Genomic DNA, 24,060 nt, shown 5'->3' with positions numbered 1-24,060 from the left:
ACGAGCCCATGAACTCTCTGATCTACCTGTTCAGGTTCATCTACCGCATCCGCTGGTGGCTGCTGATCGGTCCGGCGCTGGCTGCACTGTTCGTCATCTACAAGACGCAGAAAATGTCGCATACGTACCAGACCCGCACGACCATTTACACGGGCGCGGTCTCCGGTTACAGCATCGACCCGGACGACAGCGGCAAACAGGACTGGGCCTCGACCAACAATACGATGGACAACCTGGTCAACATCATCGTGTCGCAAAGTACGCTCCGCAACGTCTCGCTGCGCCTGTTCGCACAAGCCATGATGTACGGCAGCCCGGATAAAAACACCAATTACATTTCGGCGGCCAACTACCGCACCCTGATGCGGCATGTGCCCAAAGAGGTGGTCGCGCTGATAGACAAGAACTCGGAAGAAAACACCCTCGCCAACCTCGAAGATTATGAAAAGGCCAGCCCCGACAATTACGTCTACGGGCTGTTCCATTACACGCACCGCCATTACAGCTACCAGGCGCTGAGCAAGATCGTGGTCAAGCGGCTGGGCAACAGCGACATGATCCAGGTATCCTACGAATCGGACGACCCGGGCATCGCCTACAATACGCTCGTCCTGCTCAACGAAGAGTTCGTCAAACAATACAAGGACCTGCGTTTCGGCGAGACGAACAACGTCATCAAATATTTCGAGCAGGAGCTGGAACGCACGCGCAAAGTGCTGACCGAAGCCGAAGACTCGCTGCGCGACTACAACGTCGAGAAGCGTGTCATCAACTACGACGAACAGACCAAGCACGTCGCCGTACTGAGCCGCGACTTCGAACTGCGTTACGAAGACACCCGCATCGAACTGGCCAACACGCAGCGGCTGATGGAAGTGATGGACGACCGGATCGACGAGCACGTCAAGCAATTGCGCAACAACACGCTATTCGTGGACAAGCTCCGGACGATCTCGAACCTGACGGCGCGCATCACTACGCTCGAATCGTTCCAAAACGACACGCTCGCCCAGGCCCTCGACCAGCCCCTTACCGCACGTCCGGCCGGATCGTCAACGACTTCGATCAGCAGTTTGAAGCGACAACTGGCCAAGGCGCAGGGCGAACTGACGGAACTGACTCACGCTTTGGGCACCCAATACTACACCAAGGAGGGGCTGTCGACCTCCACGCTCGTCGACCAATGGCTCGACGTGCTGATCCGCAACGAAAAGGCAAAGGCCGAGATGAAAGTGCTCCAGGAGTGGAAGGACAGGCTCGATGACCGGTACGTTTTTTACGCACCGGTCGGTACGACGATCAAACGCAAACAACGGGAGATCAATTTCACCGAACAATCTTACCTGTCGATCCTGCACGGCCTGAACATGGCCCGGCTCAAGCAAAAGAGCCTGCAGATCACCTCGGCGACCCTGAAGGTGATCAACCCGCCCTCGTTCCCGATCGCAGCGATGCCCACCAAGCGCAAGGTGATGGTACTGGCCGCATTCTTCGGCACGATGATCTTCATCCTCGGCTACTTCATCCTGCTCGAACTGCTCGACCGGACGCTGCGCGACCGGGTACGCACCGAACGGATTACCGGCGGACGCGTGCTGGGCGCCTTCCCCGCACCCGGAAAATTCCGGTTCCGAAGCTACACGAAAGCATGCAGACAGGTGGCCTCGCAATATCTGGGCAATGCGGTACTCAACTATTTCAAACCCGGGAAGCCCAACGTCATCAACCTGCTAAGCACCGACACCGGCACCGGCAAAAGTTTCCTCGGCGAACAACTCAAAACCTACTTCGAAGAGATCGGGCTAAACGTCCGGCTGGTCACCTATCATCAGGATTTCACCGTCGAGCGGAAAAACTACCTGCTCGCGCAGAGCCACAAAGACTTCATTCCTGTTTGGGACCGGAAGCCGGACGGCGAACCTGAAACCGGCCGCGAAGACGTCGTCATCATCGAGCATCCGTCGCTAAGCACCTGCACGGTTTCCAAAGCGCTGCTGCAGGAGGCGTCGGTCAACATCGTCGTCGCCCGGGCCAACCAGGTGTGGAAGGATACCGACCAAATCCTCTTCGACAAGGTCCGGGAGCAGGCCGGGGAGACCCCGGTCATGCTCTACCTGAACATGGCACGCCGCGAGGTGGTCGAAAGTTTCACCGGTATGCTGCCGCCATATACCCCGCTGCGCAAACGGCTCTTCCGGTTCTACCAGTTCGGACTCACCTCCAGCGGAAAATAACAATCAGGAAAAACCGCCGGAAAAATACGCACACTCAGGTCCGCAATTCGGATTCGCGACAGAATGGCGTTCCCGTCATTTATCGCAGTAACGACAACCGGACAACCGTCCCGGAGCATCCCTCCGCTACGCGAAATCCGGACGGGAAGAATTCCGGCAACGGCGAGTGTGCGATCTCGAAGACCACCCCAAAAGCCAGCAGAGCAAACGCATGGAACGACACGGAATCATATCGGGCAAAGGATTGCTTCCTTACCTCGGACTGACGCTCGGGATCGGGGCGGTGGCCCTGGCCGTTATCCGCGTCGGTTATATGGCGGGCGCCGCGCTGGGCTGTCTGCCGATCCTGCTCTACATCATCCTGTTCGCAATTAAAAAACCTTACTGGGCCTACACCTGGCTTTTTATCGCGAACTACTTCGTCCTGGGACTGACGCGCTACATCCCCGGCCTGCCCGCAGGCATCGTGATGGACTGCCTGATCATGTTCAACCTGTTCACGCTGCTGATCCGTTCGTGTTACAAGCATGTCGGCTGGGAGCGGGCGCGCAACGGGCTGACCGTCGCATCGCTGGTGTGGTTAACCTACTGTTTCCTGGAACTGTTCAATCCGCAAACTGTCTCGGCGACCGCCTGGGTCGCGCTGATCCGGGGCTACGCCCTCTACTTCGTCGCGATCGCCATCCTCACGCCGATCATCTTCTACCGCTACAAAGACCTGAAACGTATCCTATTCATCTGGTCCGTGCTGACGTTGCTGGCCGTGCTCAAAAGCTGGATCCAGCGCAACATCGGTTTCGACCAGGCCGAGCAATACTGGCTTTTTGTCGAACGCGGACATACCACGCACATCATCCGGACCGGAGTGCGCTACTTCTCGTTCTTCAGCGACGCAGCGAACTTCGGCTCGTCAATGGGCCTCTCGATGGTCGTATTCGGCATCGCTTCGCTCTATTACAAAAACCGGTGGATCCGACTCTACTACATTGCCGTAGCCGCCGCGGCCTGCTACGGCATGATGATTTCGGGCACGCGCAGCGCACTGGCCGTACCGTTCGCCGGTTTCACGCTTTTCATCATCCTTTCCAAACAGATCAAAATGATCGCCGCCGGGGCCATCATGCTTGCCGGGGTATTCATCTTCCTGAATTACACGCACATCGGACACAGCAACGCGCTGATCCGCCGCGCACGCAGTGCCTTCGACCTGAACGACGCCTCTTTCCAGGTCCGGTTGAAAAACCAGGAACTGATGCGGGCCTACATGAAGGACAAGCCTTTCGGAGTGGGCATCGGGCTCGGCGGCGGCAAAGCGAAAACTTACGCACCGAACGCCTACCTGTCGCAAATCCCGACCGACTCGTGGTTCGTGATGATATGGGTCGAAACGGGTATCGTCGGGCTGATCGTACACCTGGGGGTGCTTTTCTATATTCTGGGATACGGCTGTTACCAGGTGATGTTCCGGCTGCGGGACAAACAGTTGCGGGGACTGACCGCCGGATTGACCGCCGGCGTATTCGGCATCGCCGTTTGCTCGTACAGCAACGAGATTTTCGGCCAGTTTCCCACCGGCATCATCATGTACATGAGCCAGGCCTTTATCTTCCTCGCTCCGCGCTTCGACCGGGAACTGGCAGAGGCGCGTGAAAAACGGATCGAACACGAACACGAATACCTCGATGAAGCCTGATATATCCGTCATAACCGTCAATTACAACGGCCTGGAACTGACCGCCGCAATGATCGCATCGCTGCGACAGTACGTATCGACGCCCATAGAGACTATCGTCGTCGACAACGGATCGCTGCGCGACGAAGCGCACCTGCTCGCGGAACGCTTTCCCGGTATCGTTGCGATCCGCAGCGAGCGCAACCTGGGTTTTGCCGGAGGCAACAACCTCGGACTGCGTGCCGCACGGGGGCGCTACCTGTTGCTGCTGAACAACGACACGGAAGTCGGGGACGATTCGCTGCACTACCTCTGCGACGCGCTGGAAAACCATCCGCGCTGGGGTGCCGTGTCACCGAAAATCCGCTTCGCCGATCCGCCGCGACCGATCCAGTTCGCCGGCTACACGCCGCTGTCGAAAATCACCCTGCGCAACGGGTTGGTCGGTTTCAACCGGGAAGACGACGGCAGTTACGACACGCCGCACGAAACGCCCTATGCGCACGGCGCCGCGATGATGGTCCGCCGCGAGACGATCGAGCAGGCCGGGGAGATGCCGGAGCTCTATTTCCTTTACTACGAGGAGCTCGACTGGTCGGAGCGGATCACCCGCAGCGGCTGGGACATCGGCTACGAACCCCGCTGTACGGTATTCCACAAAGAGAGCCGCACGACCGGCCGGGAAAGCCCGCTGCGGACCTACTACCTCACCCGCAACCGGTTGCTGTTCGGCTGGCGCAACCGGCGCGGTGCGGCACGCTTGCTGACGGTGCTCTACCAATGCGGCGTAGCGGCGCCGAAAAATGCGGCGACCGCCCTGCTCCGCGGTCGGGGAGACCTCGCCCGCGCAACGGTACGGGGCATCGGCGCTTTTTTTACGATGAAAAACAAAACGGACTAGATGCGGCCCCCGGTGCAACCTCACAGTATCCGGCCTGTTGAGGTCGATCGGCAACGGCACACGCCCCGGAAACCGCACCGGGCACAGGCATGTTTTTACGCCGCCTGCACAGTTTCGGACTTTGAAAATAACACGATATTCTGACCTCTAGCATTTCCCCGACGATGCAAACGATCCTGACCATAACCGACTGGGTGCTCTTCGCACTGCTGGGCTTTGCCACCGCCTACCTTTTCATCTTCGCGCTCGCCTCGATGCGCCGGCGCCGCGACAGGTTTCCCGCGGCCAGAATAGAGCACCGCATGGCCGTGCTGATTCCGGCCTACCGCGAAGACCGCGTAATCGACCAGTCGGTGGAGGCGATACTCGCGCAACAATACCCGCGCGAACGGTATGAAGCGGTCGTGATCGCCGACCACTGCGCACCCGCCACGCTGGAACGGCTCGGACAACTGCCGATCCGCCTGCTGGAGGTCGAATTCGAAAACAGTTCGAAAGCCAAAGCGCTCAATTATGCCGTCGCACAGCTCGCCGCTGCGGGTGAAACCTTCGATATGGCCGTGATTCTCGATGCGGACAACACCGTCGCTCCCGACTTCCTTTCGCGGTTGAACGACGGATACCACAGCGGGGCACAGGCTATTCAGGCACACCGCCGCGCCAAGAACCTGCATACCGATACGGCCCTGCTCGATGCCGTGAGCGAAGAGATCAACAACTCGATCTTCCGCAAAGGGCACGTCGCGCTGGGAGTCTCTTCGGCATTGATCGGTTCCGGCATGGCATTCGACTACAATTGGTTCTGCAACAACATCACGCAAGTCTCGTCGGCCGGCGAAGACAAGGAACTGGAAGTACTGCTGCTCAAGCAGGGCATCTTCATCGAATACCTCGACGACGTGGAGGTACTGGACGAAAAGACCGCCGGGAGCCGCGCGTTCTACAACCAGCGGCGGCGCTGGCTCGCCGCGCAGTGGTACTCGCTGAAGGCCGCCGTCCGCGACCTGCCGGGCGCGGTCCTGGAAGGAAATCTCGACTACTGCGACAAGCTGGTACAGTGGATGATGCCCCCGCGCGTCCTGCTGCTGGGCCTCATACCGCTCGCGGCCCTCGTGATAACGTTCGTCGATCCGGCCTCTTCCGCAAAATGGTGGCTGCTGCTTGCAGCACTGCTCTTCGCGCTCTGTTTCGCAATCCCGGACTACCTCGTGGATAAACCGCTCAAACGGGCGATCCGTAAAATCCCGCTGCTGATGCTGCTCATGACGCTGAACCTGCTCCGGTTGCGCGGCACCCGCGACAAATTTTTCCATACCGAACACGGTTCCACTGAAAAAGCTTAACACACAAGCCTTCCAAGACGAAGCACAAACCGGCAAGGCAGCCAGACAGCCAGACAGCCAGACAGATAAATGAACGACCGGAAGAGCCGGCAGACGGAAACAAGTAGAAAATAATATCTAGCTCCCAAACTTCAACCGGCACAAGAACCTCCAGCTCTGCCAGGGGCAGGGTTCACCCCGCGTCAGACAGAAACAAGGAACCATCAGCCACAAGACAAATTTTCGCCCCCATAACCCGGAACCAAACCCGCAAGCCATGAAAATAGCCATCGAAGCACAGCGCATCTTCCGCACCAACAAGCACGGCATGGACTTCGTTGCGCTCGAAACCATCCGGCGACTGCAGCAACTCGACCCCGAGAACGAGTATTACATCCTCGTGAGCCCGGGAGAAGACCGTTGCCTCAGCGAGAGTGCGAATTTCCATATCGTCGAGATCAGTTGCCCCACCTATCCGCTCTGGGAGCAGGTCGCACTGCCGCGCGCCGTGCGCAAAATCCGCCCCGACCTGCTGCACTGCACGAGCAACACGGCCCCGGTGCGCTGTTCCGCACCGCTGGTACTGACCCTGCACGACATTATTTTCCTGGAAAAGCGCGCCGCCCAGAACCGTTCGATGTACCAGAACCTCGGCTGGCATTACCGCCGGCTGGTGGTTCCGCGCATCCTGCCGCACTGCCGCAAAGTCATCACGGTATCCCGTTTCGAGCAGCAGCGCATCCAGCAGGCGCTGCAGCTGCCCGAAGGGGTACTGACAACGATCCATAACGGCGTGAGCCCGCATTTTCGCCCGGTGGCCGATCCGGGTGCCGTCACCCGCAAATACCTGCCCGAAGATCGTTTCCTGTTCTTCCTGGGCAATACCGACCCGAAAAAAAACACCCCGCGCACGCTGCGGGGCTATGCCCGTTACCGCGAACTGTCACAGCACCCGTTGCCGCTGCTGGTCGCCGACCTGAAACCCGAAGCCGCCGACGCGCTTCTGCGCGAACACGGGATCGAGGGGATCCGTCCGGCACTGCGTCTTCCGGGATACATTCCCAACACAGACCTGCCTGCGATTTACAGCAGGGCCGAAACATTCCTGTACACTTCACTGCGGGAGAGTTTCGGCATACCGATCCTAGAGGCGATGGCCTGCGGAACCCCGGTGGTCACTTCGAACACGTCGGCGATCCCCGAGATTGCCGGCGAAGGCGCCATCTTGGTCGATCCGCTCGACGAAGAGGCGATCGCGGCCCAGCTGCTCCGCCTCGAAACCGACCGGCAGGTCCGCGCAGATCAGGCGGCCTACGGCCTCGCGCGTGCCCCGCAATTCACCTGGGAGGCAACGGCCCGCAAGCTGCTCGACCTCTACCGCAGCGTCGCAGCGCAATAAACGCCTATCGCGAAGCAGGAAACCGCACCCCCAAACCGCCGAAAGGCGCATCCCCTGTGCTCCTCAAAGACACGACAAAAATAGGAGAGCTACAAAACAAATGTAGAATCGATAAAAGCACGGAACTCGGTTCCGTGCTTTTATCCATATTGCCATTCCGCCGTACCCATCCTTTTCCACTCCGTTCCTGCTGCTGTTCCGCGATGGGAAAGGGCAGGCTCCGACAGGAGTACGGGCGGCACGGACTATTTCATCCGTACCAGATTTTCCGGATTTCGGTTTCCCGGCGCATCGGTATACCAATCCGTATTGCTGACACCGCCCGACTGGGCCCATTTCGCAAAATTGGGATAGGCCGTCAGGAAATCCCGCGTCTCATAGGCATGCGGTATTTCGGCAGGAATACAAATCCCCCACACCAGGTTATCGTTCGAATAGTAATATTCAGACTGCGTGTTCGCATTCGAAGTCGGCTGCGTGCGCAATGCCCGATAGCGGTCAGCACCAAAGAGCACCGGCTCGAACCCGGCCAGGTGTATTTCCTGCTGTTGGTCGTCGCGCGCGATAAAGAAATCAAAGGTATCGAACGCCAGGTCCCGGGTCGAAATCGCATTGCGGAAAGTCACATTGAACGATACTACGGTCAGATCGCCGGTTTTCATCTCCTCGCCCGGTCTAACGTTCAGGAAAGTCGTTCCGCCGGGTTTATTAAGGTTCTGTTTGATGTCCACGAATTTGAGGATGGCCGGTCTGGAGTTGCCGCTATTGACTTTAACCAGATCACAACTCTGCACACCGTTCTGCAAATCATCCATTTTAATATCGGCGATCTGGTCCGGCCGCACGCCTCTAAGACTGAGATATAGGTCATATGGAAGCTTACCGCCGATCGCCCGAACACATAGGGCAATGAACATTTCGCGCGCCTGGTTCTTGTTCTGCATCATCAGGTCGACCTGGTAATTCACGACTAAATCGTTAAAATCATAGTCGCCGTAAGAGGGCCACAGGTCCTCGAACATCAGCGTACCCCAGCCGGCAGCAGGATAGAGGATATGCCCCCTGTTGGAACCGGCATAACCGGCGCGCGTGGTCGATTCCGTTGCTTTCGCGGCCCCGGCGGCCACGTCCACAAACTCTTTGCTGTCGGCAGGAACGGTATACGCGAGGGTTGCTCCCATAACAGGAAGTTCTTTCGTAACGAATGTACCGTCGGCCTTTTCATATTTTACATAAAGCGACTTCACCGGTACGGGGACATTCAATGTAACCGGTTCGGCACCGTCTCCTGCGAATACAACGGCAAATGGCTCGGCATCGGCAGCAGACGCAACATAGACACGGGTCAGATGTGCAGAAGCGAAGTTACAGGTGATGCCGCGCGACATCTTCCAATCGAAACCGGCCGGAACGGCCATCTCCTTCACCGTACCGGAACCGGATCGCGGACCGTCCGGCTGAGGCGTCTCCGGATTCTTCACGCACGAACCCGCTGCGACAACGATCGCTACAAGCGGCAGGATCAGTAATTTGATTTTCATGGGAATGGTATTTTTTGTGGTGGTAGCTTATAGTAACGGACCTATAATGGCCTTTTTTTGTCTCCTTTATCTACTTATTCCCGTTGCTCCCAGCAACCCCGGCACATATTTATCTGCGACCTTGGCTGTCCGCGCGCCCGATTTCCAGTACAACGGCCCTAATTGTAAGCAGTCCCCGGCCGCCTATTATTTCTTCGCAGGTTTTTTATACCAGTCGCGCTGCAACACGCCGTTGGACGACACCCAACCCGGGAAACTCGGATAAGCCTTGTCTATGCGCACCTTTTCATCGGGATAGCTGAAAGCGTCGGTCGGAATATTGATCGCAAAGGGAAAATTATCTTTCGACACATAGTAGAGTTTCTGTGCCGGATCCGAAATGTCGGAGCTCTGGCCGAAATAGGCCGCATCCGCCAAATCGGTCGGCACGCCCTTCGCCAGGTGCAGCTCACGGCCGCGCCCCTTGTCCGACGAAATGACGATATAGGGATTATAGGGCGGCTGCACCAGGTCGCCGACGACCGGATAGGCGAACTGGGTCGTCACGGTAAAGGTCGCTCCTTCGTTCGTCCGGGAGTTATCGAACAGGATTACGTTCGGTTTGCTCTGGTTCGGTTCGAGCATCTGCCCCTGCATAAAGGAAGAGGTCGCCCCGGTTTTGTCGGAAATCACCTCGACGCTCCCGATCGCCGCCTTGTCGAGCTTGTCGAACTGGTAGCCGAATCCGCAGGGCAGCGTACCGCCCACATGCGCCAGCGTAAAGCGGTCGACCACCTTCGTCGCACGGTTCGAAAGCACGTTCTTGTAGACGGTGCTTTTGTAGGTCACCACCACATCGTTCATATCGTAGTCGCCTTGGCTCGGCCAAAGGTCTTCGAACGCGAGCGTTCCGTTCACCACATGGTAATTGTCCTCGTCGGTGACGCCCGGCACTTCGGGCATCACGCCCGTACCTTCGGACGTGGCAGCGTCCTTATCGCCGTAGTCCAGCATGAAGACGGCATCGCAAAAATTGCCCTCACCCGCCTCGGTGATACCGCTGTCCTCGAAACCTATCGCCAGCATACGTCCGCTCTGCTGGTCTCCCAGCGCGATCGAACGGTGCATGTTGTTCGGGTTCAACGCGCGTGAAGCATAATAGACAGGAGTATTGTCCTCCAGTACCGTCCCGGTCGTAGGATCGAACGAATAGGCGTCGAGGAACCACCCGATACTGACTCCGGCCGGGAATTCGTCTTCGAACCGCTGCGTCCTGGCATTCCAGTATTTGAGTTGCACCTGGTCGCCGGTAAAAACCGCGTCGGCATTGTCGATATTGCAATTGAACGTAGAAATGAACGGGAAAGCGATGATCGGCTGGATATCGCTTACGCTTTTCGGCTCCTGCCCGGTGGGATAGGTATAATAACCGAAGACGTTACGCATCGTCGCTGTTGTCTTGATGAAGATCAGTTTGATGGTCGTAGCCTTGGTGATATTGAGTTTGATGTTGACATTGTCCGCGATCAGCTCCCTTTGCGGGAAATCCTTGATATGCTGGCCGCCCCAGAGGCTGAACATGCTTTTTACATCGTAATATTGCTGAGCGGTCAGGTCGGCCGGGTCGAGCAGGTAATCGGGACGCCCGTTCTTACTCCAGTTGCCGAGCACCTTGTAGCGGTCGGGATAGGCCGTGCCGGTCGGGGTGGTGATCAGTGCGCGCGTCAGCGGGTTGCCGGCCCGGGAGCGCACCTGCTTTTGATCGTATGCAATAGCTCCGTTTTCACCCACGGTCAGCTTCACCGGACTGACCGTACCGGGATAGTCCGAATAGAGGTACACCTCCGTCAGGTCGGCCGGCAAAGTGACGGTACCCGAAAAGCATCCTTTTTTGTCCGTCGCAGCCCGATACAGCGGCTCTTCGGAGGTCTTGACCAAACCGCCGTCCACCTCAGCCAGCGGATTCCCGCCATAGATTTCGAACAGCACCTGGTAATCGCTGAAGCCATAGTCGATTGCAACCGTATATTCACGCGTGGTGGCATAACTGAAGTATTTCGAGGCCGATTCACCGCCATCCGGCGTATCCTCGCCTTTTTGCGGATCCTTCACACAGGCGGTCGCCAGCACTCCGCAGCAAACCACCAGGAACAACCGCGTCAAAACGGTGTGGATCCTGTCTATATCAATCTCTTTCATCATCCTGATTCTATTAAGTTCGGGAAGCGGCCGATCCGTTCCGTGTTCCGGCTTCGTTTTCCAAACGCTTAGAGCCGTACAGTCACACGCCGAGCGGAATCCGCTTTGCGACAAAAATACTACATTTAATCACAAAATCATGACACTAAATACAAAAGAACAGATGTTTTCCGGAAAAAGAAACAACATAAGATCAATATGATATGATATTTCCGAAAACAAATTGCCGGGATAGCGAAACTTGTCTATATTTGTGTAAAATAAAAAATATTTATCGTCTCGATCCGGCACATCCGGTATAGCAATAATCCTCCCTGTCAGTAACCGCACATGATCGACAAAATCAAAGGAAATCCTGCCCTGAAACGATTTATCATCGGCCTGATTACTTCGCACAAGAATCCTCGACCCCGTCTGTGGGTCAAATGGTTCGTCAACCCGTTCGTACACAAACGCGGACGGGGTGCGATCATCCGGCGGCGGCGCTCGCGCATCGATGTTTTTCCGTGGCGCCGTTTCGAAGTAGGCCGCGATGCGCTGATCGAAGATTTTACCACGGTCAACAACGGCGCGGGCGACGTACTGATCGGCGACGGCGCGCGCATCGGTATCGGCTCGGTAGTGATCGGCCCCGTCCGGCTGGGCGACCGCGTGGGATTGGGCCAGCACGTCTTCATCTCGGGCTTCAACCACGGATATAGCGACGGCACCCGGGATTCTAACGAACAGCCGCTCGACCTGAAAGAGGTGGTAATCGGCAACGAATCGCACATCGGGGCGAACTCGGTTGTCGTGGCCGGCGTGCATATCGGCGAGCGCGTGCAGGTGGGCGCAGGCAGCGTCGTCACCAAGGATATTCCCTCTTTCAGCGTGGCGGTGGGCAATCCGGCCCGAGTCATCAAACGCTACGACGATGCGCTGGGGGTATGGGTCAAAACCCGGAATCCGCAGGAAGGCATCCGGCGGCAGGACGACAACGATAACAGCTGTAACAGCGGCGCAACCGAACCATAAATCCATTCCGGCTGTGATTTCCCCGAACGTGAACATTTATACCATCATTGTCACCTACAACGGAATGCGGTGGGCGGACGCATGCTTCGGTTCGCTGCGCGGATCGACCGTACCGCTGCATACGGTGGTCGTCGACAACGGCTCCACGGACGGAACGCCGCAGCGAATCGCGGAACGTTTTCCCGAAGTGCACCTGATCCGCAGCGACGAGAACCTCGGGTTCGGACGCGGCAACAACGCCGGGATCCGTTATGCCCTCGGGCAGGGTGCGACCCATTTTTTCCTGCTCAACCAGGATGCCTGGATCTACCCCGATACCGTCGAACGCCTGCTCGGGGCCGAAGACGACCGTTCGGGCATCCTGAGCCCCGTCCACCTCGACGGCTCGGCCGAACGCATGGACGAAGCGTTCAAACGCTACCTGTTCGGCGACGCTGCGGCGACACGGGACGACGGGCTGCTGCTCGGGGGACTGACCTCCCCGCGCGAAGCGCGCTTCATCAACGCCGCCGCATGGCTCCTGCCGCTGCGGACGATCGAGGTGGTCGGCGGATTCGATCCGCTATTCCTCCACTACGGCGAAGATAACAACTACTGCCAGCGGGTACTCCACCAATCGCTCACGATCCGCGTCGTACCGCAGGCCCTCGTCTGCCACGACCGCAAATCGGCGGCCCGGCCGCTCCGCAACGCGTGGGTCGGACGCTACCTGCTGATCACCTACGCCGACCCGCGCTTCTCGCCGTGGCAGGCGACGCGCCGGACACTGCGCCGGCAAGCGGCAACGCTCGCGCGCGTTCCCTATTACCTGCTGAGGGGTGACGGGAAAAGCGCATCGGAAATCCTGAAGGCTTACCGGACCCTGCTGCGCCGCCGCAACGAAATTCTTAAAAGCAAACACACGAATGCCTCGCGAGGGGCACACTGGCTATGACAACAGCACAACAACCGGCCCCTGTGCCTCCCGAACCGCACGATCAAACGCCCCAACCGAAGAGCCCGGACCAACATACCGTCCGCAAACAACTCACGTCGGGCGTCTTTTACATCGCGATCGCCAAATACGCGGGTATCGTCATCTCGCTGGCGGTCTCCGGTGTGCTGGCGCGCCTGCTGTCGCCTTCGGATTTCGGTATCGTCGCGGTGGCTACCGTTATCATCACCTTTTTCAGCATCTTCAGCGACCTGGGCATCGCCCCGGCGATCATTCAATACAAGAAACTGACCGGCGAGGAGCTCAACGGCATCTTTTCGTTCACGATTTGGTCGGGATTGGCCGTATCGCTGCTCTTTTTCGGCAGTTCGTGGCTGATCGCCTCCTATTACGACTCGCCCCAGCTGGTACGCATCTGCCAGTTTCTGTCGGTCAACCTGCTTTTCGCAGCGATGAACATCGTCCCCAACGCATTGCTTTACAAACAGAAACGGTTCAGATTCATCGCAATGCGCAACCTCTGTGTCCAAGGATCGGTCGGAACCATCGCAGTGATTGCGGCCCTTTCGGGCGCCGGTATCTACGCACTGCTGATCAACCCGATCGTATCGAGTATCGTGCTATTCATCGTCAACCTGCGGGAACATCCGCTACGGGTACGCTGGACGGCAGGCCTGCAACCGTTGCGCACGATCTTCGCCTTCTCGGCCTACCAGTTCTCGTTCAACGTGATCAACTACTTCACGCGGAACCTGGACAAACTACTGATAGGCAAATACATGGGCATGAGTCCGCTGGGCTTCTACGAAAAATCGTACCGGCTGATGATGCTGCCGCTGCAAAACATCACCAACATTATTTCGCCGGTGATGCACCCCATTTTCTCCGACTTCCAGCACGACCTGCGCAAGCTTTCGGAATCCTACCTCAAAGTGGTGCGCGTGCTGGCCTGGATCGGCTTTCCGCTGGCGGCCGTCCTCTACTTCACGGCCCCGGAGCTGATCCTGCTGATTTTCGGTTCGCAGTGGGAAGCGTCGGTGCCGGTATTCCGCATCCTCGCACTGTCGGTAGGCGTACAGGTGGTGATGTCCACCTCCGGGTCGATCTTCCAGGCGGCGGGATCGACACATATCCTGTTCCTGAGCGGATTGCTTTCGGCGCTGCTCAACGCAGGCGGGATTTGCCTCGGTATTTTCGGATTCCGTTCGCTCGACGCAGTAGCCTGGTGCATTTGCATTTCATTCTCGGTCAATTTCGTGCAGGCCTACTGGCTGATGTATTACCGCACGTTCCGCCTGCCCTGGGGTCCGTTCTGGCGGAAACTCGCTTCACCGCTGCTGCTCGGGGTCCTGCTGTGGAGTATCCTGTGGGGATTCGACCGGATATTACCCGCCCGGGAACTGTTCTTCACGCTGATCGCCAAAGGCGTCCTGTCCCTGGTAATCTGGGGCGGCTACCTGCAGCTGACCGAAGAATTCAATATCCTCGGCAGGCTCTCGGCCTTGTCGGGCAAATTTTTCAAGCGTTGAGGCCATGCGGGTGAACGGTCTACAATCCCGCAGCATCGATGTGATGCGTTTTGCGATGATCCTGCTGGTCGTCGTGTTGCACGCCTACACTTCGACGCGCAGCGATTTCAGCGCGGGCGACTTCCCGGTCTACCGACTGGTGAGTTTCGTCTGCTCGCTGGAGATCGCCCAAACAGCCGTACCGGCGCTCTTTTTCATTTCGGGCTTCCTCTTTTTCCTGCACCCGAAACCTTACAAGACGAAACTCCGCAAAACCTCCAAACGGCTCATCGTCCCTTACCTGCTTTGGAATGCGCTCATCCTGGCCCTCTATTTCGGGGTGGAACAAATCCCCGCGCTGAGCAAATATTTTTCGGGCGTGAATCCCCCCGTCAGCGAATATTCGTTCGTCAATTTCCTTCAGGCATTCTGGGACAGCGGAGAGTGGAGAGGCGGCAACGGCACACCGATCCTGCACCAGTTCTGGTACATCCGCAACCTGATCCTGCTGGCGTTGCTCTCCCCCGCGATCAGGCTGTTCGTGCGCGGATTCGGCTGGTGGGGAGCCGCAGCGCTGTGGGGAGTGTGGCTCGCCACACCCGGACAGGCTTTCCTGATCGAAAGCCTCGCTTTCTTCACCGCAGGAGCATGCTTCAGTCTCCGCCACACGGATTTTCTGTCGATGTTCAGCCGTTTTGCGACAACGACACTGCTGCTTTACATCGCCTTGATGACCGTACACATGATTTTCCGGGACAACGGGCTCGTTCCGCTCGACAGGGTCGTATTCACGCTCGGAATCATCGTCGGCACGAACCTGTCGGTACGTTTCGTAACGGCCAGGGAACGACGGGAAACGCCCCACAGCATCCGCGCCCGGAACTACCCGGGACTGCGGGGGATGGGGTTTTTCCTGTTCGCACTGCACGATCCGATGCTCACGCTGCTCAAGCGCATCGCGATGAAACTCTCCGGCACACCCTCCGACTTCTCGCTGACCGTCATCTACATCCTTATCCCGTTGGTGGTCATTGCAATCGCCGTGGGCCTGTACCGCCTGCTCAACCGCCATACTCCATCGCTGCTGAAAACCCTGACCGGCCGCTAGCAGCCTGAAATACCGACCGCCATGAAAGGACTTTTCATCGTCTTCCACGGATTCGCCGCCCACAACGGCATCAGTAAAAAGATTTTCTACCAGTGCGACGCACTGCGGCGCTGCGGCGCCGAACTGCGCCTCTGTTCGCTCGAAGTGGGGGCGGACGGCAGCCACAGGCGGATACTCGACGGAGAAACGCTCGAAAACTTCGGGCACGGGCTCCGCGCCAAGCTCAAAAAACGGTTCAGCTACCGCTCGGTGACCGACTACATCCGCCGGGAAGGAGTCCGGTTCCTGTACGTGCGCTTCGACCACAATGCGAATCCGGCGCTGATCCGGTGGTTCGCGCACCTGAAAAAACTCGGTGTGCGGATCGTGATGGAAATTCCCACTTTCCCGTACGACCCCGAATACGCACGCGCATCGCGCAAAACCAAGCTGGTGCTCTCGGTGGACAAATGTTTCCGCAATGCGCTCGCACGCCAGGTCGACCGGATCGTCACCTTCTCGCAGTACGATACGATTTTCGGACGTCCGACCATCCGCATCTCGAACGGGATCGACTTCGCACACATCCCGCTCAAAACGAACGTGAACGACACCTCGAACACGGTGCACCTGCTCGGCGTCGCCGACATCCATTTCTGGCACGGCTTCGACCGCGTGGTAGCCGGGCTGGCGGATTATTACCGCCGTCCGCACGAAAAGGAGGTGATCTTCCACATCGTCGGCGGCGGGAGCCGGTTCACCGTGCCCGAACTGCGCGAACAGGTCCGCGAACAGGGTATGGAAGAACGGGTGGTTCTCCACGGCCCGCTCTGGGGCGAAGCGCTCGACCGCGCCTTCGAGGAGGCCGACCTCGGCATAGCCAGCCTCGGGCGGCACCGCAACGGGATTACACACATCAAAACACTGAAAAACCGCGAATACGCAGCACGGGGCATTCCGTTCGTCTACTCCGAGAACGACAGCGATTTCGATGCAATGCCTTACGTGCTGAAAGCCCCGGCCGACGAATCCCCGATCGACATAGATGCCTTGCTACATTTCCTCGACGGCGTGGACCGCGACCCGGCCCATATCCGCGCAAGTATCGAGGATACCCTCTCGTGGGACGTGCAGATGCGCAAGGTACTCGACCAGATCGAGAGGCTGGAATAAACGGCCCGGCAACAAGTTGACCTCATATAACGTGATAACTACCGCTATAAACTTATGAAAACTGCGACAAACCTCCCGGCACAAGCCGCCCGGCCCCCCATTACACAACCCCGAACCCCTCAAACGTACGCATGATGAAAACCATTGAGATTCTCTTTTGGATTGCCCTGGCGATCGTCTTTTATACTTATGCAGGCTACGGCATTTTCCTCTACTTGCTGGTACGGGTCAAAGAGGCGCTGTGCAAAAGAACACGCATCGAACTGCCCGAAGAGCTGCCCGAAGTGACACTGCTTATCGCCGCGTACAACGAAGAGGCGATCATCGCCGACAAGATGCGGAACTGCCGGGCGCTCGACTACCCGGCCGGCCGGCTGAAAATCGTCTGGGTGACGGACGGTTCGAACGACCGCACGAACGAATTGCTGACCGGATATCCGGAAGTCACGGTGCTGTTTGCTCCCGAACGGCGCGGCAAAACAGCCGCACTGAACCGGGGAGTTCCACTGGTCACGACACCCCTGGTCGTTTTCACCGATGCGAACACGATGCTGGGCCCGGAAGCGATCCGCGAAATCATCCGGCCCTTCGGCGATTCGAAGGTCGGCTGCGTGGCAGGCGAAAAGAGGATCGTACAGAGCCGTGAACAAGCGGCCGCATCGACCGAAGGTATCTACTGGAAATACGAATCGAAGCTCAAAGAGTGGGACGACCGCCTCTATACGGCCGTCGGAGCCGCCGGAGAGCTGTTCGCGATCCGCCGCGAACTGTTCGTAGCGATGCCGGACGATACGCTGCTCGACGATTTCATCCTCTCGATGCGCATCGCGATGCAGGGCTACCGGATCGCTTACTGCAAAAACGCTTACGCGCTCGAAGAGGCCTCGGCCGACATGACCGAAGAGGGCAAGCGCAAAGTGCGTATCGCGGCCGGAGGGCTGCAATCCATCGGCAGGCTCGCGCCGCTGCTCAACCCATTGCGCTACGGCATACTCTGGTGGCAATACCTCTCGCACCGCGTACTGCGCTGGTCGGTGACACCGATCCTGCTGTTCGCACTCGTGCCGCTGAATATCGCGCTGGTCGCCGGCGGCCCGCACCGGATTTTCTACGGTACGATCCTGCTGCTGCAAGCGGTTTTTTACGGCTGCGCACTGCAAGGTTACCGCCTCTCACAACGCAAAATCAAGAATAAGTTGCTGTTCGTCCCCTACTATTTCCTCTTTATGAACCTGAACGTGCTGCGCGGCATCGCCTATCTGCGCCGGCGACGCGGCCAGCAGACAGGCGCCTGGGAAAAAGCGAAGCGGGCTGCCTGAACTTCGATCGGATCGGCCGGGCACAAAGATATTCAGACATACCGGATGTCCAGGGAACTACTGGCACAAGAAACATCATATATTCCGGAAACAACGGCGTGTCCTGGGCGGATAACCCTGCGAAGCGGACTCGCGCCCGTGCCGGAAATCCGGTCAATGCTTGTCCTTGACGAACTCCGACAACTTTTGTTTCAATTCGGTCACATCCATCGGCTTGGTCATGTAATCGTTGCAACCGGCCTGAAGCGCCTTCTCCCGGTCATGATCGTAGGCATAGGCGGTCACCGCGATCACCGGCAGCGTCGGATTCACGGCCTTAATCTTGCGCGTCGCTTCCAAACCGTCCATAACCGGCATTTTCATATCCATCAGCACCGCCACGAAACGGTATTGCTCGACCAGCCGCACCGCCTCGTCGCCGTCGCGGGCCCTCAACAGCTCATAATCGTTGCGCAGGATCGCCGAAAGCACCTGGAAATTGCTGTCGGTATCCTCGGCCACCAGAATAACCGGTTTACCGGGAGAAATCTGGGAAAGACCGTGCGAAGGCGGCAGCAACGCATCCTCTGCCCGATGCAAACCGGCGGGCTCATACGGTACCGTAAACCAGAAACGGGATCCGATTCCCGGCTCCGATTCGACACCTATCGTACCGTCCAGCTTCTCCACCAAATTGCGGCAGATGGTCAGACCGAGACCCGTCCCGTGGGCAAAGTGGTTGAGTTTCTCAAACCGATTGAATATCAACTGTATATTTTCGGCAACAATGCCGATACCGGTATCCTGTACATAAAACTCGATCCCCTTCTGAAGCTTGCGGAACCCCACCGTAATACACCCCTGCTGCGTGAATTTGATCGCGTTGTTGATCAGGTTCGAAAGCACCTGGACCAACTTGCTGCGGTCGCTGATGATGTAACAATCGTCGCATCCGCCGGCAAAAACGATGGGCACCTCCCGCTCGGTATCGGCCATGTAAGAGCTGACGACCTCCTGGCAAAGCAGGTTCAGTTCGATCTTGGTGTAGGAGAGTTCGACCATCCCCGCCTCGATTTTCGACAGGTCGAGGATATCGGAGATCAGTTGCAGCAACTGCTCGTTATTGCGCTGGATGATATCGACGTACTCTTTTTTGTCGGCAGGGTCTTCGGTTTCGATCAGCAGGTTCGAAAAACCCACGATCGCATTGAGCGGCGTGCGGATCTCGTGGCTCATATTGGCCAGGAAAGCCGATTTCATGCGATCCGACTCTTCGGCCTTGAGCTTGGCTTCCTGCAGCCGCAGCTCGGTCTGTTTCAATTCGGTGATATCGACGTTCAAGCCGATCACCTCGATATCGTCATTCCCCTCCTCGCATTTGACCCGGTACGTGCAACGGATCCATTTCCAGGCATTGCCGTTGCGCACGCGCAGCACATCCCGGAACCCCTGCGCCCGACCGGCGACGGCATCGTCGAAAAACTGCTTGAGCTTGGCGAAATCGTCGGGGTGCGTCTTGACGTAAGCATCCTTGATATCGGCGATCGGACCGCGGGTATTCACATTGCTGTACCACTGCTCGGACGCCGTGAAACTGTTCAGGCGCGGAATCCACTTGCAAAGGCCGATCTGGGCCATTTCGGCCATATAGTCGAACCGGTATTCGATGTCGCGCAACCGGTGGTACGTGCGGTTCGATTCGGTGTTGTCCACCACGATGATCACATACTGGTCGATATTGCCGTCCGCATCACGCAACGGAGTACACCGCGCGAGCAGGTTCCGGACTTCGGTGTGAGTGCTTTTGTAGTATCCGCCCGAAAGAATTTTCCCGAAGTCGTAATCCATCGAAAACTCAATGTGCTGCCCCCTGCGCATCGCTTCACGCTCTTCGGGCGAGACGTTCGGATTGTCGAACAGGCTGACCCCAAGCGCATCCTCTTTCCGTTCGATCCCGAAAATACGCATATCTTCGTCGTTGAGGTCGAGCAGCACCCCATCCTTATCATAAATCTCGATGCCGACCGGAATGGTCTTGTAAAGGTTTTGCAATTTCGCCTCGTTGCGTTGCGACTCTTTCTGCGCCCGGATCGACTCGGTAACGTCCGAAAAGAGCGCCGTGCAGTGGTCGCGGTCGGTCGAAAAAACGATCGCGTTGAAATAGCGGTTGTTACGAACCTTATACAACTTATTCGAAACGACTGTCCGCCTGGTTACCGTCTCGTACAGGTCCGTCCATATCTCCTCGGAAATGAGGAAGCCCGGTTCCCGGATGCTGCGCCCCACCATGCCGGTAAGCTGTACGTGCAAGATTTGCTCGACGGCGGGATTGTACTCCTCGAGCAGGTAATCCGCCGGCTTCCCCTGCGGGTCGTAAGCCACACGCATTTTGGCATAACCCAGCGGCATGTGCATATAAATATTGCGGAAATACTCCTTTTCTTTCCGGATAGTCGCTTCGGAGCGTTTGAGCTCGATGCAGACGCTGATGATGTTGGCCAGCGACAGGAACCATTGCCGGTCGGCCTCGTTCCAAATACGGTACTGGCCGACGATGTCGACCCCTATATAGCCCCAGGTTCCTTCCCGGTTGATCAGCGGAACGACCATCAGCGACTTGATCCCCTGGGGAGCGAGTACAGCCTTTACGCCGTCCGCCTCGGGCGGAAGCTCATCCAAGTCGCTCAGGATGATCGGCAGGTTCTCCTTCAACCGCTCCGACCACCACAGCGTCAAATCGATCGGAATATCCTGCAGGCTGTCGATCTCGGGGGTAACCCCGTCGCGCACCACTTCATAGCGGCAGCTGTGGGTCTGTTTCGCCCAATCGTATTCGAAAATATAAGTCCGGTCGCCATCGAACTGGTGCAGCAGGTTTTCGAGCAAACCGGTAATCACATCCTGTTCGTCGGAATGCTTGAGCAGCATCAGCAGCGACTGCGAAAGATTATTCTGCCGCGTCAGCAGCTCTTTAAGCTGCATGTGGGACGCACTCTCCCGCGTATGCTGGGCCTCCTGGACGGACAGGTACCGCATAAACCCCTGTGCGAACAGGTGCCCGTCGGGTCCCGTCTCTTTGGAAGCGAGCTGCGAATGCATCCAGATATCACCGACCTTAGAGCGCACCGGAAAAGATTCGTCGTAAAAATCGACCTCGGGGAACATATCCAGGCTGTGCATGACCCGTTCCCGGTAATCTGGGTGGATCAACTCCGCACATCGCTCGAACGGTACGGGTTCCGGCCCGACTTGCAGAATATCGGCCAATATCTCCGAAAAACAGGCTTCCCGGGCTGTGAAATCGGCTTTCCACCACCCGACATGCGCCACCTGCTGAAGGTTGCGGAACCTTTCCGCATCACGACGCAAAGACTCAAGCTCTTGCTCCGAAACGGTAGCCTTACTCATAAACGAAACATTGGAAGTTTACACAAAAATACAAAAATATCACCACCCCCCACTCTGCACAACACGAAAGGCGAGTTTTATGTGAAAAATAAGTAAATTAAGCTATATTTGTCATAGCATTTAAAAAACATCATTACATACCGAATGAAAAGGATATTAGTGACGGGAGGCGCAGGCTTCATCGGTTCGCATTTGTGCGCACGCCTGGTCAACGACGGGCACGACGTAATCTGCCTGGACAACTATTTTACCGGCAGCAAAAAAAACGTATGGCACCTGATCGGCCGGCCCAACTTCGAGCTGGTGCGCCATAACGTGATCAACCCTTACTTCGCCGAGGTGGACGAAATCTACAACCTCGCATGCCCGGCTTCCCCGGTCCACTACCAGTTCGACCCGATCAAAACGACGAAGACTTCGGTAATGGGCGCCCTCAACATGCTGGGACTGGCCAAAGAGACCAAGGCGCGCCTGTTGCAGGCCTCGACCAGCGAGGTGTACGGAGACCCGATCGTGCACCCGCAGACCGAAAGTTACTGGGGGCATGTCAACCCGATCGGCATCCGGTCGTGCTACGACGAAGGAAAGCGCTGCGCCGAATCGCTTTGCATGGACTACCACCGGCAACACGGCATCGAGATAAAGATCATCCGCATTTTCAACACGTACGGCCCGGGCATGCTGCCCAACGACGGCCGCGTAGTGTCGAACTTCATCGTGCAGGCGCTGCAGGGCAACGACCTGACCATCTACGGCGACGGCCAGCAGACGCGCAGCTTCCAGTATGTGGACGACCTGATCGAAGGCATGGTCCGCATGATGGCGTCCCCGGCCGATTTCCTCGGCCCGGTCAACCTGGGCAACCCGCATGAATTTACGATCCTCGAACTGGCTGAAAAAGTGATCCGCCTGACCGGTTCCCGTTCGAAAATCGCTTTCAGGGAGTTGCCGCACGACGACCCGCGCCAACGCCAACCGGACATTACGCTGGCCCGCGAGAAACTGGACTACGATCCTTCGACGCAACTCGAAGAGGGCCTCAAACACACCATCGAATATTTCCGCTCGCTGAACTAATCCAAACATTCGTTTCCGTTAACCGCGGCCCGCGGCCGCACAACCCGAACCCAAACCGCGCAAGCGATGCAAGTAGAAATCAATCCTTCGGAATATACGGTGCTGATCGTCGACGATACTATAGCGAATGTCCTGCTGTTAAAAGTGTTGATCGGAAACCAGAAATACAGGATCGTTACCGCGGGTAACGGTATGGAAGCGTTGCAGGCCGTCGAAAAAGAGTCCCCGGACCTGATCCTGCTCGACATCATGATGCCCGGCATGAACGGTTACGAAGTGGCCGAGAAACTGAAAGCCGATCCGCAAACGCAGGAGATTCCGATCATCTTCCTCACGGCACTGAACTCTACCAACGACATCGTCAAAGGGTTCAAGACCGGCGCGTCGGACTACATCTCCAAACCGTTCAACAAGGAGGAACTGCTGATCCGCGTCACGCACCAGATTTCACTAATCGCAGCCAAGCGTTTGATCGCCAGCCAGATGAAAGAACTGCAAAGTACGATCCGCGGCCGCGACCGGCTCTATTCGGTCATCGCGCACGACCTGCGCTCGCCGATGGGTTCGCTCAAGATGATCTTCAACCTGCTGATGGCGCAGCTTCCGCCCGAGAAGATCGGCCCCGAAATGTACGACATGCTTTCGATGGCCAACCACACGGCAGAAGAGACTTTTTCCCTGCTGGACAACCTGCTCAAATGGACCAAATCGCAGATCGGGCGCCTCAAAACCGTATACCAGGAGATCGACATGATGGAAGTGATCGGCGATGCCGTCACGCTCTTCTCTCCGGTCGCTTCGCTGAAGAATATCAAAATCAGGACGGAGTGGCCCGATCATGTCGATGTCCGGGTGGATGTGGATATGATCAAGACGATCATGCGCAACCTGTTGAGCAATGCCGTCAAATACAGTCCCGAGGGCAGCGAAATTATAGTCACGGTGGAAGACCTGGGCGAAAAAGCCGTGGTGAACGTACGCGATTTCGGTAAGGGAATTCCGGAGGAAGACCAGCCCAAGCTGTTCCATTCGGACACCCATTTCACCACCTACGGCACGCACAACGAGGAGGGATCCGGGCTCGGCTTGCTGCTGTGCAAGGACTTCGCCCACAAGAACAACGGAGATTTGTGGTTCTCTTCGAAAGCGGGCGAAGGATCAACTTTCAGTTTTTCCGTTCCCACCCGGACCGGGGCCGCCGCGATGAACGCTTCGGCCGACAGCGCGAACGCACCGGCCAGTTTATAAATAATTCATAACACCCCGGAGTCAGTGCCGAACCGGCACGCGGCCTGTCATCGACCGGTCGGGGGG

16 protein-coding genes are annotated in these 24,060 nt (G+C 57.5%); 13 read left to right on the top strand and 3 right to left on the bottom strand.

What is annotated here, in order from left to right; genetic code table 11:
• Nucleotides 1-8 precede the first annotated feature (8 nt).
• The 5 genes from NQ495_RS08345 (at nt 9) to NQ495_RS08325 (ending at nt 7,528) form a co-directional block, all read left to right on the top strand.
• On the top strand, nt 9-2,234 hold the full coding sequence (locus NQ495_RS08345; protein WP_009133396.1) for an exopolysaccharide biosynthesis protein: 2,226 nt from the start codon (nt 9-11) through the stop codon (nt 2,232-2,234).
• Between the two features lie 211 nt (nt 2,235-2,445).
• On the top strand, nt 2,446-3,927 hold the full coding sequence (locus NQ495_RS08340) for an O-antigen ligase family protein (protein WP_009133397.1): 1,482 nt from the start codon (nt 2,446-2,448) through the stop codon (nt 3,925-3,927).
• The gene (locus NQ495_RS08335; protein ID WP_009133398.1) at nt 3,917-4,807 is read left to right on the top strand and encodes a glycosyltransferase family 2 protein; all 891 of its coding nucleotides are present in this window, start codon (nt 3,917-3,919) and stop codon (nt 4,805-4,807) included. Before NQ495_RS08340 ends, NQ495_RS08335 begins: the two co-directional genes overlap by 11 nt.
• Nucleotides 4,808-4,971: 164 nt before the next feature.
• Nucleotides 4,972-6,150: a glycosyltransferase gene (locus NQ495_RS08330; protein ID WP_009133399.1), complete on the top strand. Its 1,179-nt coding sequence runs from the start codon at nt 4,972-4,974 to the stop codon at nt 6,148-6,150.
• A gap of 256 nt (nt 6,151-6,406) precedes the next feature.
• Nucleotides 6,407-7,528, top strand: coding sequence for a glycosyltransferase family 4 protein (locus NQ495_RS08325; protein ID WP_009133400.1), 1,122 nt, complete (start codon nt 6,407-6,409; stop codon nt 7,526-7,528).
• 245 nt (nt 7,529-7,773) lie between these two features.
• Here NQ495_RS08325 and NQ495_RS08320 read toward each other — a convergent pair whose 3' ends face one another.
• Both NQ495_RS08320 and NQ495_RS08315 read right to left on the bottom strand, forming a co-directional pair.
• Nucleotides 7,774-9,069 (bottom strand): LruC domain-containing protein, encoded by a 1,296-nt coding sequence (locus tag NQ495_RS08320; RefSeq protein WP_009133401.1) that lies wholly within the window; start codon nt 9,067-9,069, stop codon nt 7,774-7,776.
• 186 nt (nt 9,070-9,255) lie between these two features.
• Nucleotides 9,256-11,250 (bottom strand): LruC domain-containing protein, encoded by a 1,995-nt coding sequence (locus NQ495_RS08315; protein WP_050807948.1) that lies wholly within the window; start codon nt 11,248-11,250, stop codon nt 9,256-9,258.
• Nucleotides 11,251-11,577: 327 nt separating this feature from the next.
• Here NQ495_RS08315 and NQ495_RS08310 point away from each other — a divergent pair, with 327 nt between their 5' ends.
• The 6 genes from NQ495_RS08310 (at nt 11,578) to NQ495_RS08285 (ending at nt 18,282) form a co-directional block, all read left to right on the top strand.
• The gene (locus NQ495_RS08310; protein ID WP_009133403.1) at nt 11,578-12,261 is read left to right on the top strand and encodes an acyltransferase; all 684 of its coding nucleotides are present in this window, start codon (nt 11,578-11,580) and stop codon (nt 12,259-12,261) included.
• A gap of 13 nt (nt 12,262-12,274) precedes the next feature.
• The gene (locus tag NQ495_RS08305) at nt 12,275-13,195 is read left to right on the top strand and encodes a glycosyltransferase family 2 protein (RefSeq protein WP_009133404.1); all 921 of its coding nucleotides are present in this window, start codon (nt 12,275-12,277) and stop codon (nt 13,193-13,195) included.
• Nucleotides 13,192-14,724 (top strand): lipopolysaccharide biosynthesis protein, encoded by a 1,533-nt coding sequence (locus tag NQ495_RS08300; RefSeq protein WP_009133405.1) that lies wholly within the window; start codon nt 13,192-13,194, stop codon nt 14,722-14,724. The genes NQ495_RS08305 and NQ495_RS08300 overlap by 4 nt, the downstream gene beginning before the upstream one ends.
• 4 nt (nt 14,725-14,728) lie before the next feature.
• Complete coding sequence (locus tag NQ495_RS08295) at nt 14,729-15,811, top strand: acyltransferase family protein (RefSeq protein ID WP_009133406.1); 1,083 nt, start codon at nt 14,729-14,731, stop codon at nt 15,809-15,811.
• Between the two features lie 21 nt (nt 15,812-15,832).
• Nucleotides 15,833-16,963, top strand: a complete 1,131-nt coding sequence (locus tag NQ495_RS08290; RefSeq protein WP_009133407.1) for a glycosyltransferase family protein — start codon at nt 15,833-15,835, stop codon at nt 16,961-16,963.
• A gap of 134 nt (nt 16,964-17,097) precedes the next feature.
• Nucleotides 17,098-18,282 (top strand): glycosyltransferase family 2 protein, encoded by a 1,185-nt coding sequence (locus tag NQ495_RS08285; protein WP_009133408.1) that lies wholly within the window; start codon nt 17,098-17,100, stop codon nt 18,280-18,282.
• Nucleotides 18,283-18,435: 153 nt separating this feature from the next.
• Here the strand turns inward: NQ495_RS08285 and NQ495_RS08280 are convergent, their stop codons facing one another.
• Nucleotides 18,436-21,669, bottom strand: a complete 3,234-nt coding sequence (locus NQ495_RS08280; protein WP_009133409.1) for an ATP-binding protein — start codon at nt 21,667-21,669, stop codon at nt 18,436-18,438.
• A 144-nt stretch (nt 21,670-21,813) separates the two neighbouring features.
• On the opposite strand from NQ495_RS08280, the gene NQ495_RS08275 reads away from it, so the two are divergent.
• Together NQ495_RS08275 and NQ495_RS08270 are read left to right on the top strand one after the other, a co-directional pair.
• A complete protein-coding gene (locus tag NQ495_RS08275; RefSeq protein WP_009133410.1) occupies nt 21,814-22,746 on the top strand; it encodes a UDP-glucuronic acid decarboxylase family protein in 933 nt (310 codons plus the stop codon).
• 66 nt (nt 22,747-22,812) lie between these two features.
• A complete protein-coding gene (locus tag NQ495_RS08270; protein WP_009133411.1) occupies nt 22,813-23,994 on the top strand; it encodes a hybrid sensor histidine kinase/response regulator in 1,182 nt (393 codons plus the stop codon).
• Nucleotides 23,995-24,060: the final 66 nt, after the last annotated feature.

This window comes from Alistipes indistinctus YIT 12060, from assembly GCF_025144995.1.
Taxonomy (GTDB): domain Bacteria; phylum Bacteroidota; class Bacteroidia; order Bacteroidales; family Rikenellaceae; genus Alistipes_A; species Alistipes_A indistinctus.
The sequence above is the reverse complement of the archived record's forward strand: the minus strand, read 5'-3'. Positions and strand labels throughout refer to the sequence as shown.

Coding starts and splice junctions, on each gene's coding strand:
- NQ495_RS08335 (WP_009133398.1), top strand. CDS start 3,917: ATGAAGCCTGATATATCCGTCATAACCGTCAATTACAACGGCCTGGAA.
- NQ495_RS08285 (WP_009133408.1), top strand. CDS start 17,098: ATGAAAACCATTGAGATTCTCTTTTGGATTGCCCTGGCGATCGTCTTT.
- NQ495_RS08345 (WP_009133396.1), top strand. CDS start 9: ATGAACTCTCTGATCTACCTGTTCAGGTTCATCTACCGCATCCGCTGG.
- NQ495_RS08300 (WP_009133405.1), top strand. CDS start 13,192: ATGACAACAGCACAACAACCGGCCCCTGTGCCTCCCGAACCGCACGAT.
- NQ495_RS08320 (WP_009133401.1), bottom strand. CDS start 9,069: ATGAAAATCAAATTACTGATCCTGCCGCTTGTAGCGATCGTTGTCGCA.
- NQ495_RS08270 (WP_009133411.1), top strand. CDS start 22,813: ATGCAAGTAGAAATCAATCCTTCGGAATATACGGTGCTGATCGTCGAC.
- NQ495_RS08325 (WP_009133400.1), top strand. CDS start 6,407: ATGAAAATAGCCATCGAAGCACAGCGCATCTTCCGCACCAACAAGCAC.
- NQ495_RS08290 (WP_009133407.1), top strand. CDS start 15,833: ATGAAAGGACTTTTCATCGTCTTCCACGGATTCGCCGCCCACAACGGC.
- NQ495_RS08295 (WP_009133406.1), top strand. CDS start 14,729: ATGCGGGTGAACGGTCTACAATCCCGCAGCATCGATGTGATGCGTTTT.
- NQ495_RS08340 (WP_009133397.1), top strand. CDS start 2,446: ATGGAACGACACGGAATCATATCGGGCAAAGGATTGCTTCCTTACCTC.
- NQ495_RS08280 (WP_009133409.1), bottom strand. CDS start 21,669: ATGAGTAAGGCTACCGTTTCGGAGCAAGAGCTTGAGTCTTTGCGTCGT.
- NQ495_RS08330 (WP_009133399.1), top strand. CDS start 4,972: ATGCAAACGATCCTGACCATAACCGACTGGGTGCTCTTCGCACTGCTG.
- NQ495_RS08315 (WP_050807948.1), bottom strand. CDS start 11,250: ATGATGAAAGAGATTGATATAGACAGGATCCACACCGTTTTGACGCGG.
- NQ495_RS08275 (WP_009133410.1), top strand. CDS start 21,814: ATGAAAAGGATATTAGTGACGGGAGGCGCAGGCTTCATCGGTTCGCAT.
- NQ495_RS08310 (WP_009133403.1), top strand. CDS start 11,578: ATGATCGACAAAATCAAAGGAAATCCTGCCCTGAAACGATTTATCATC.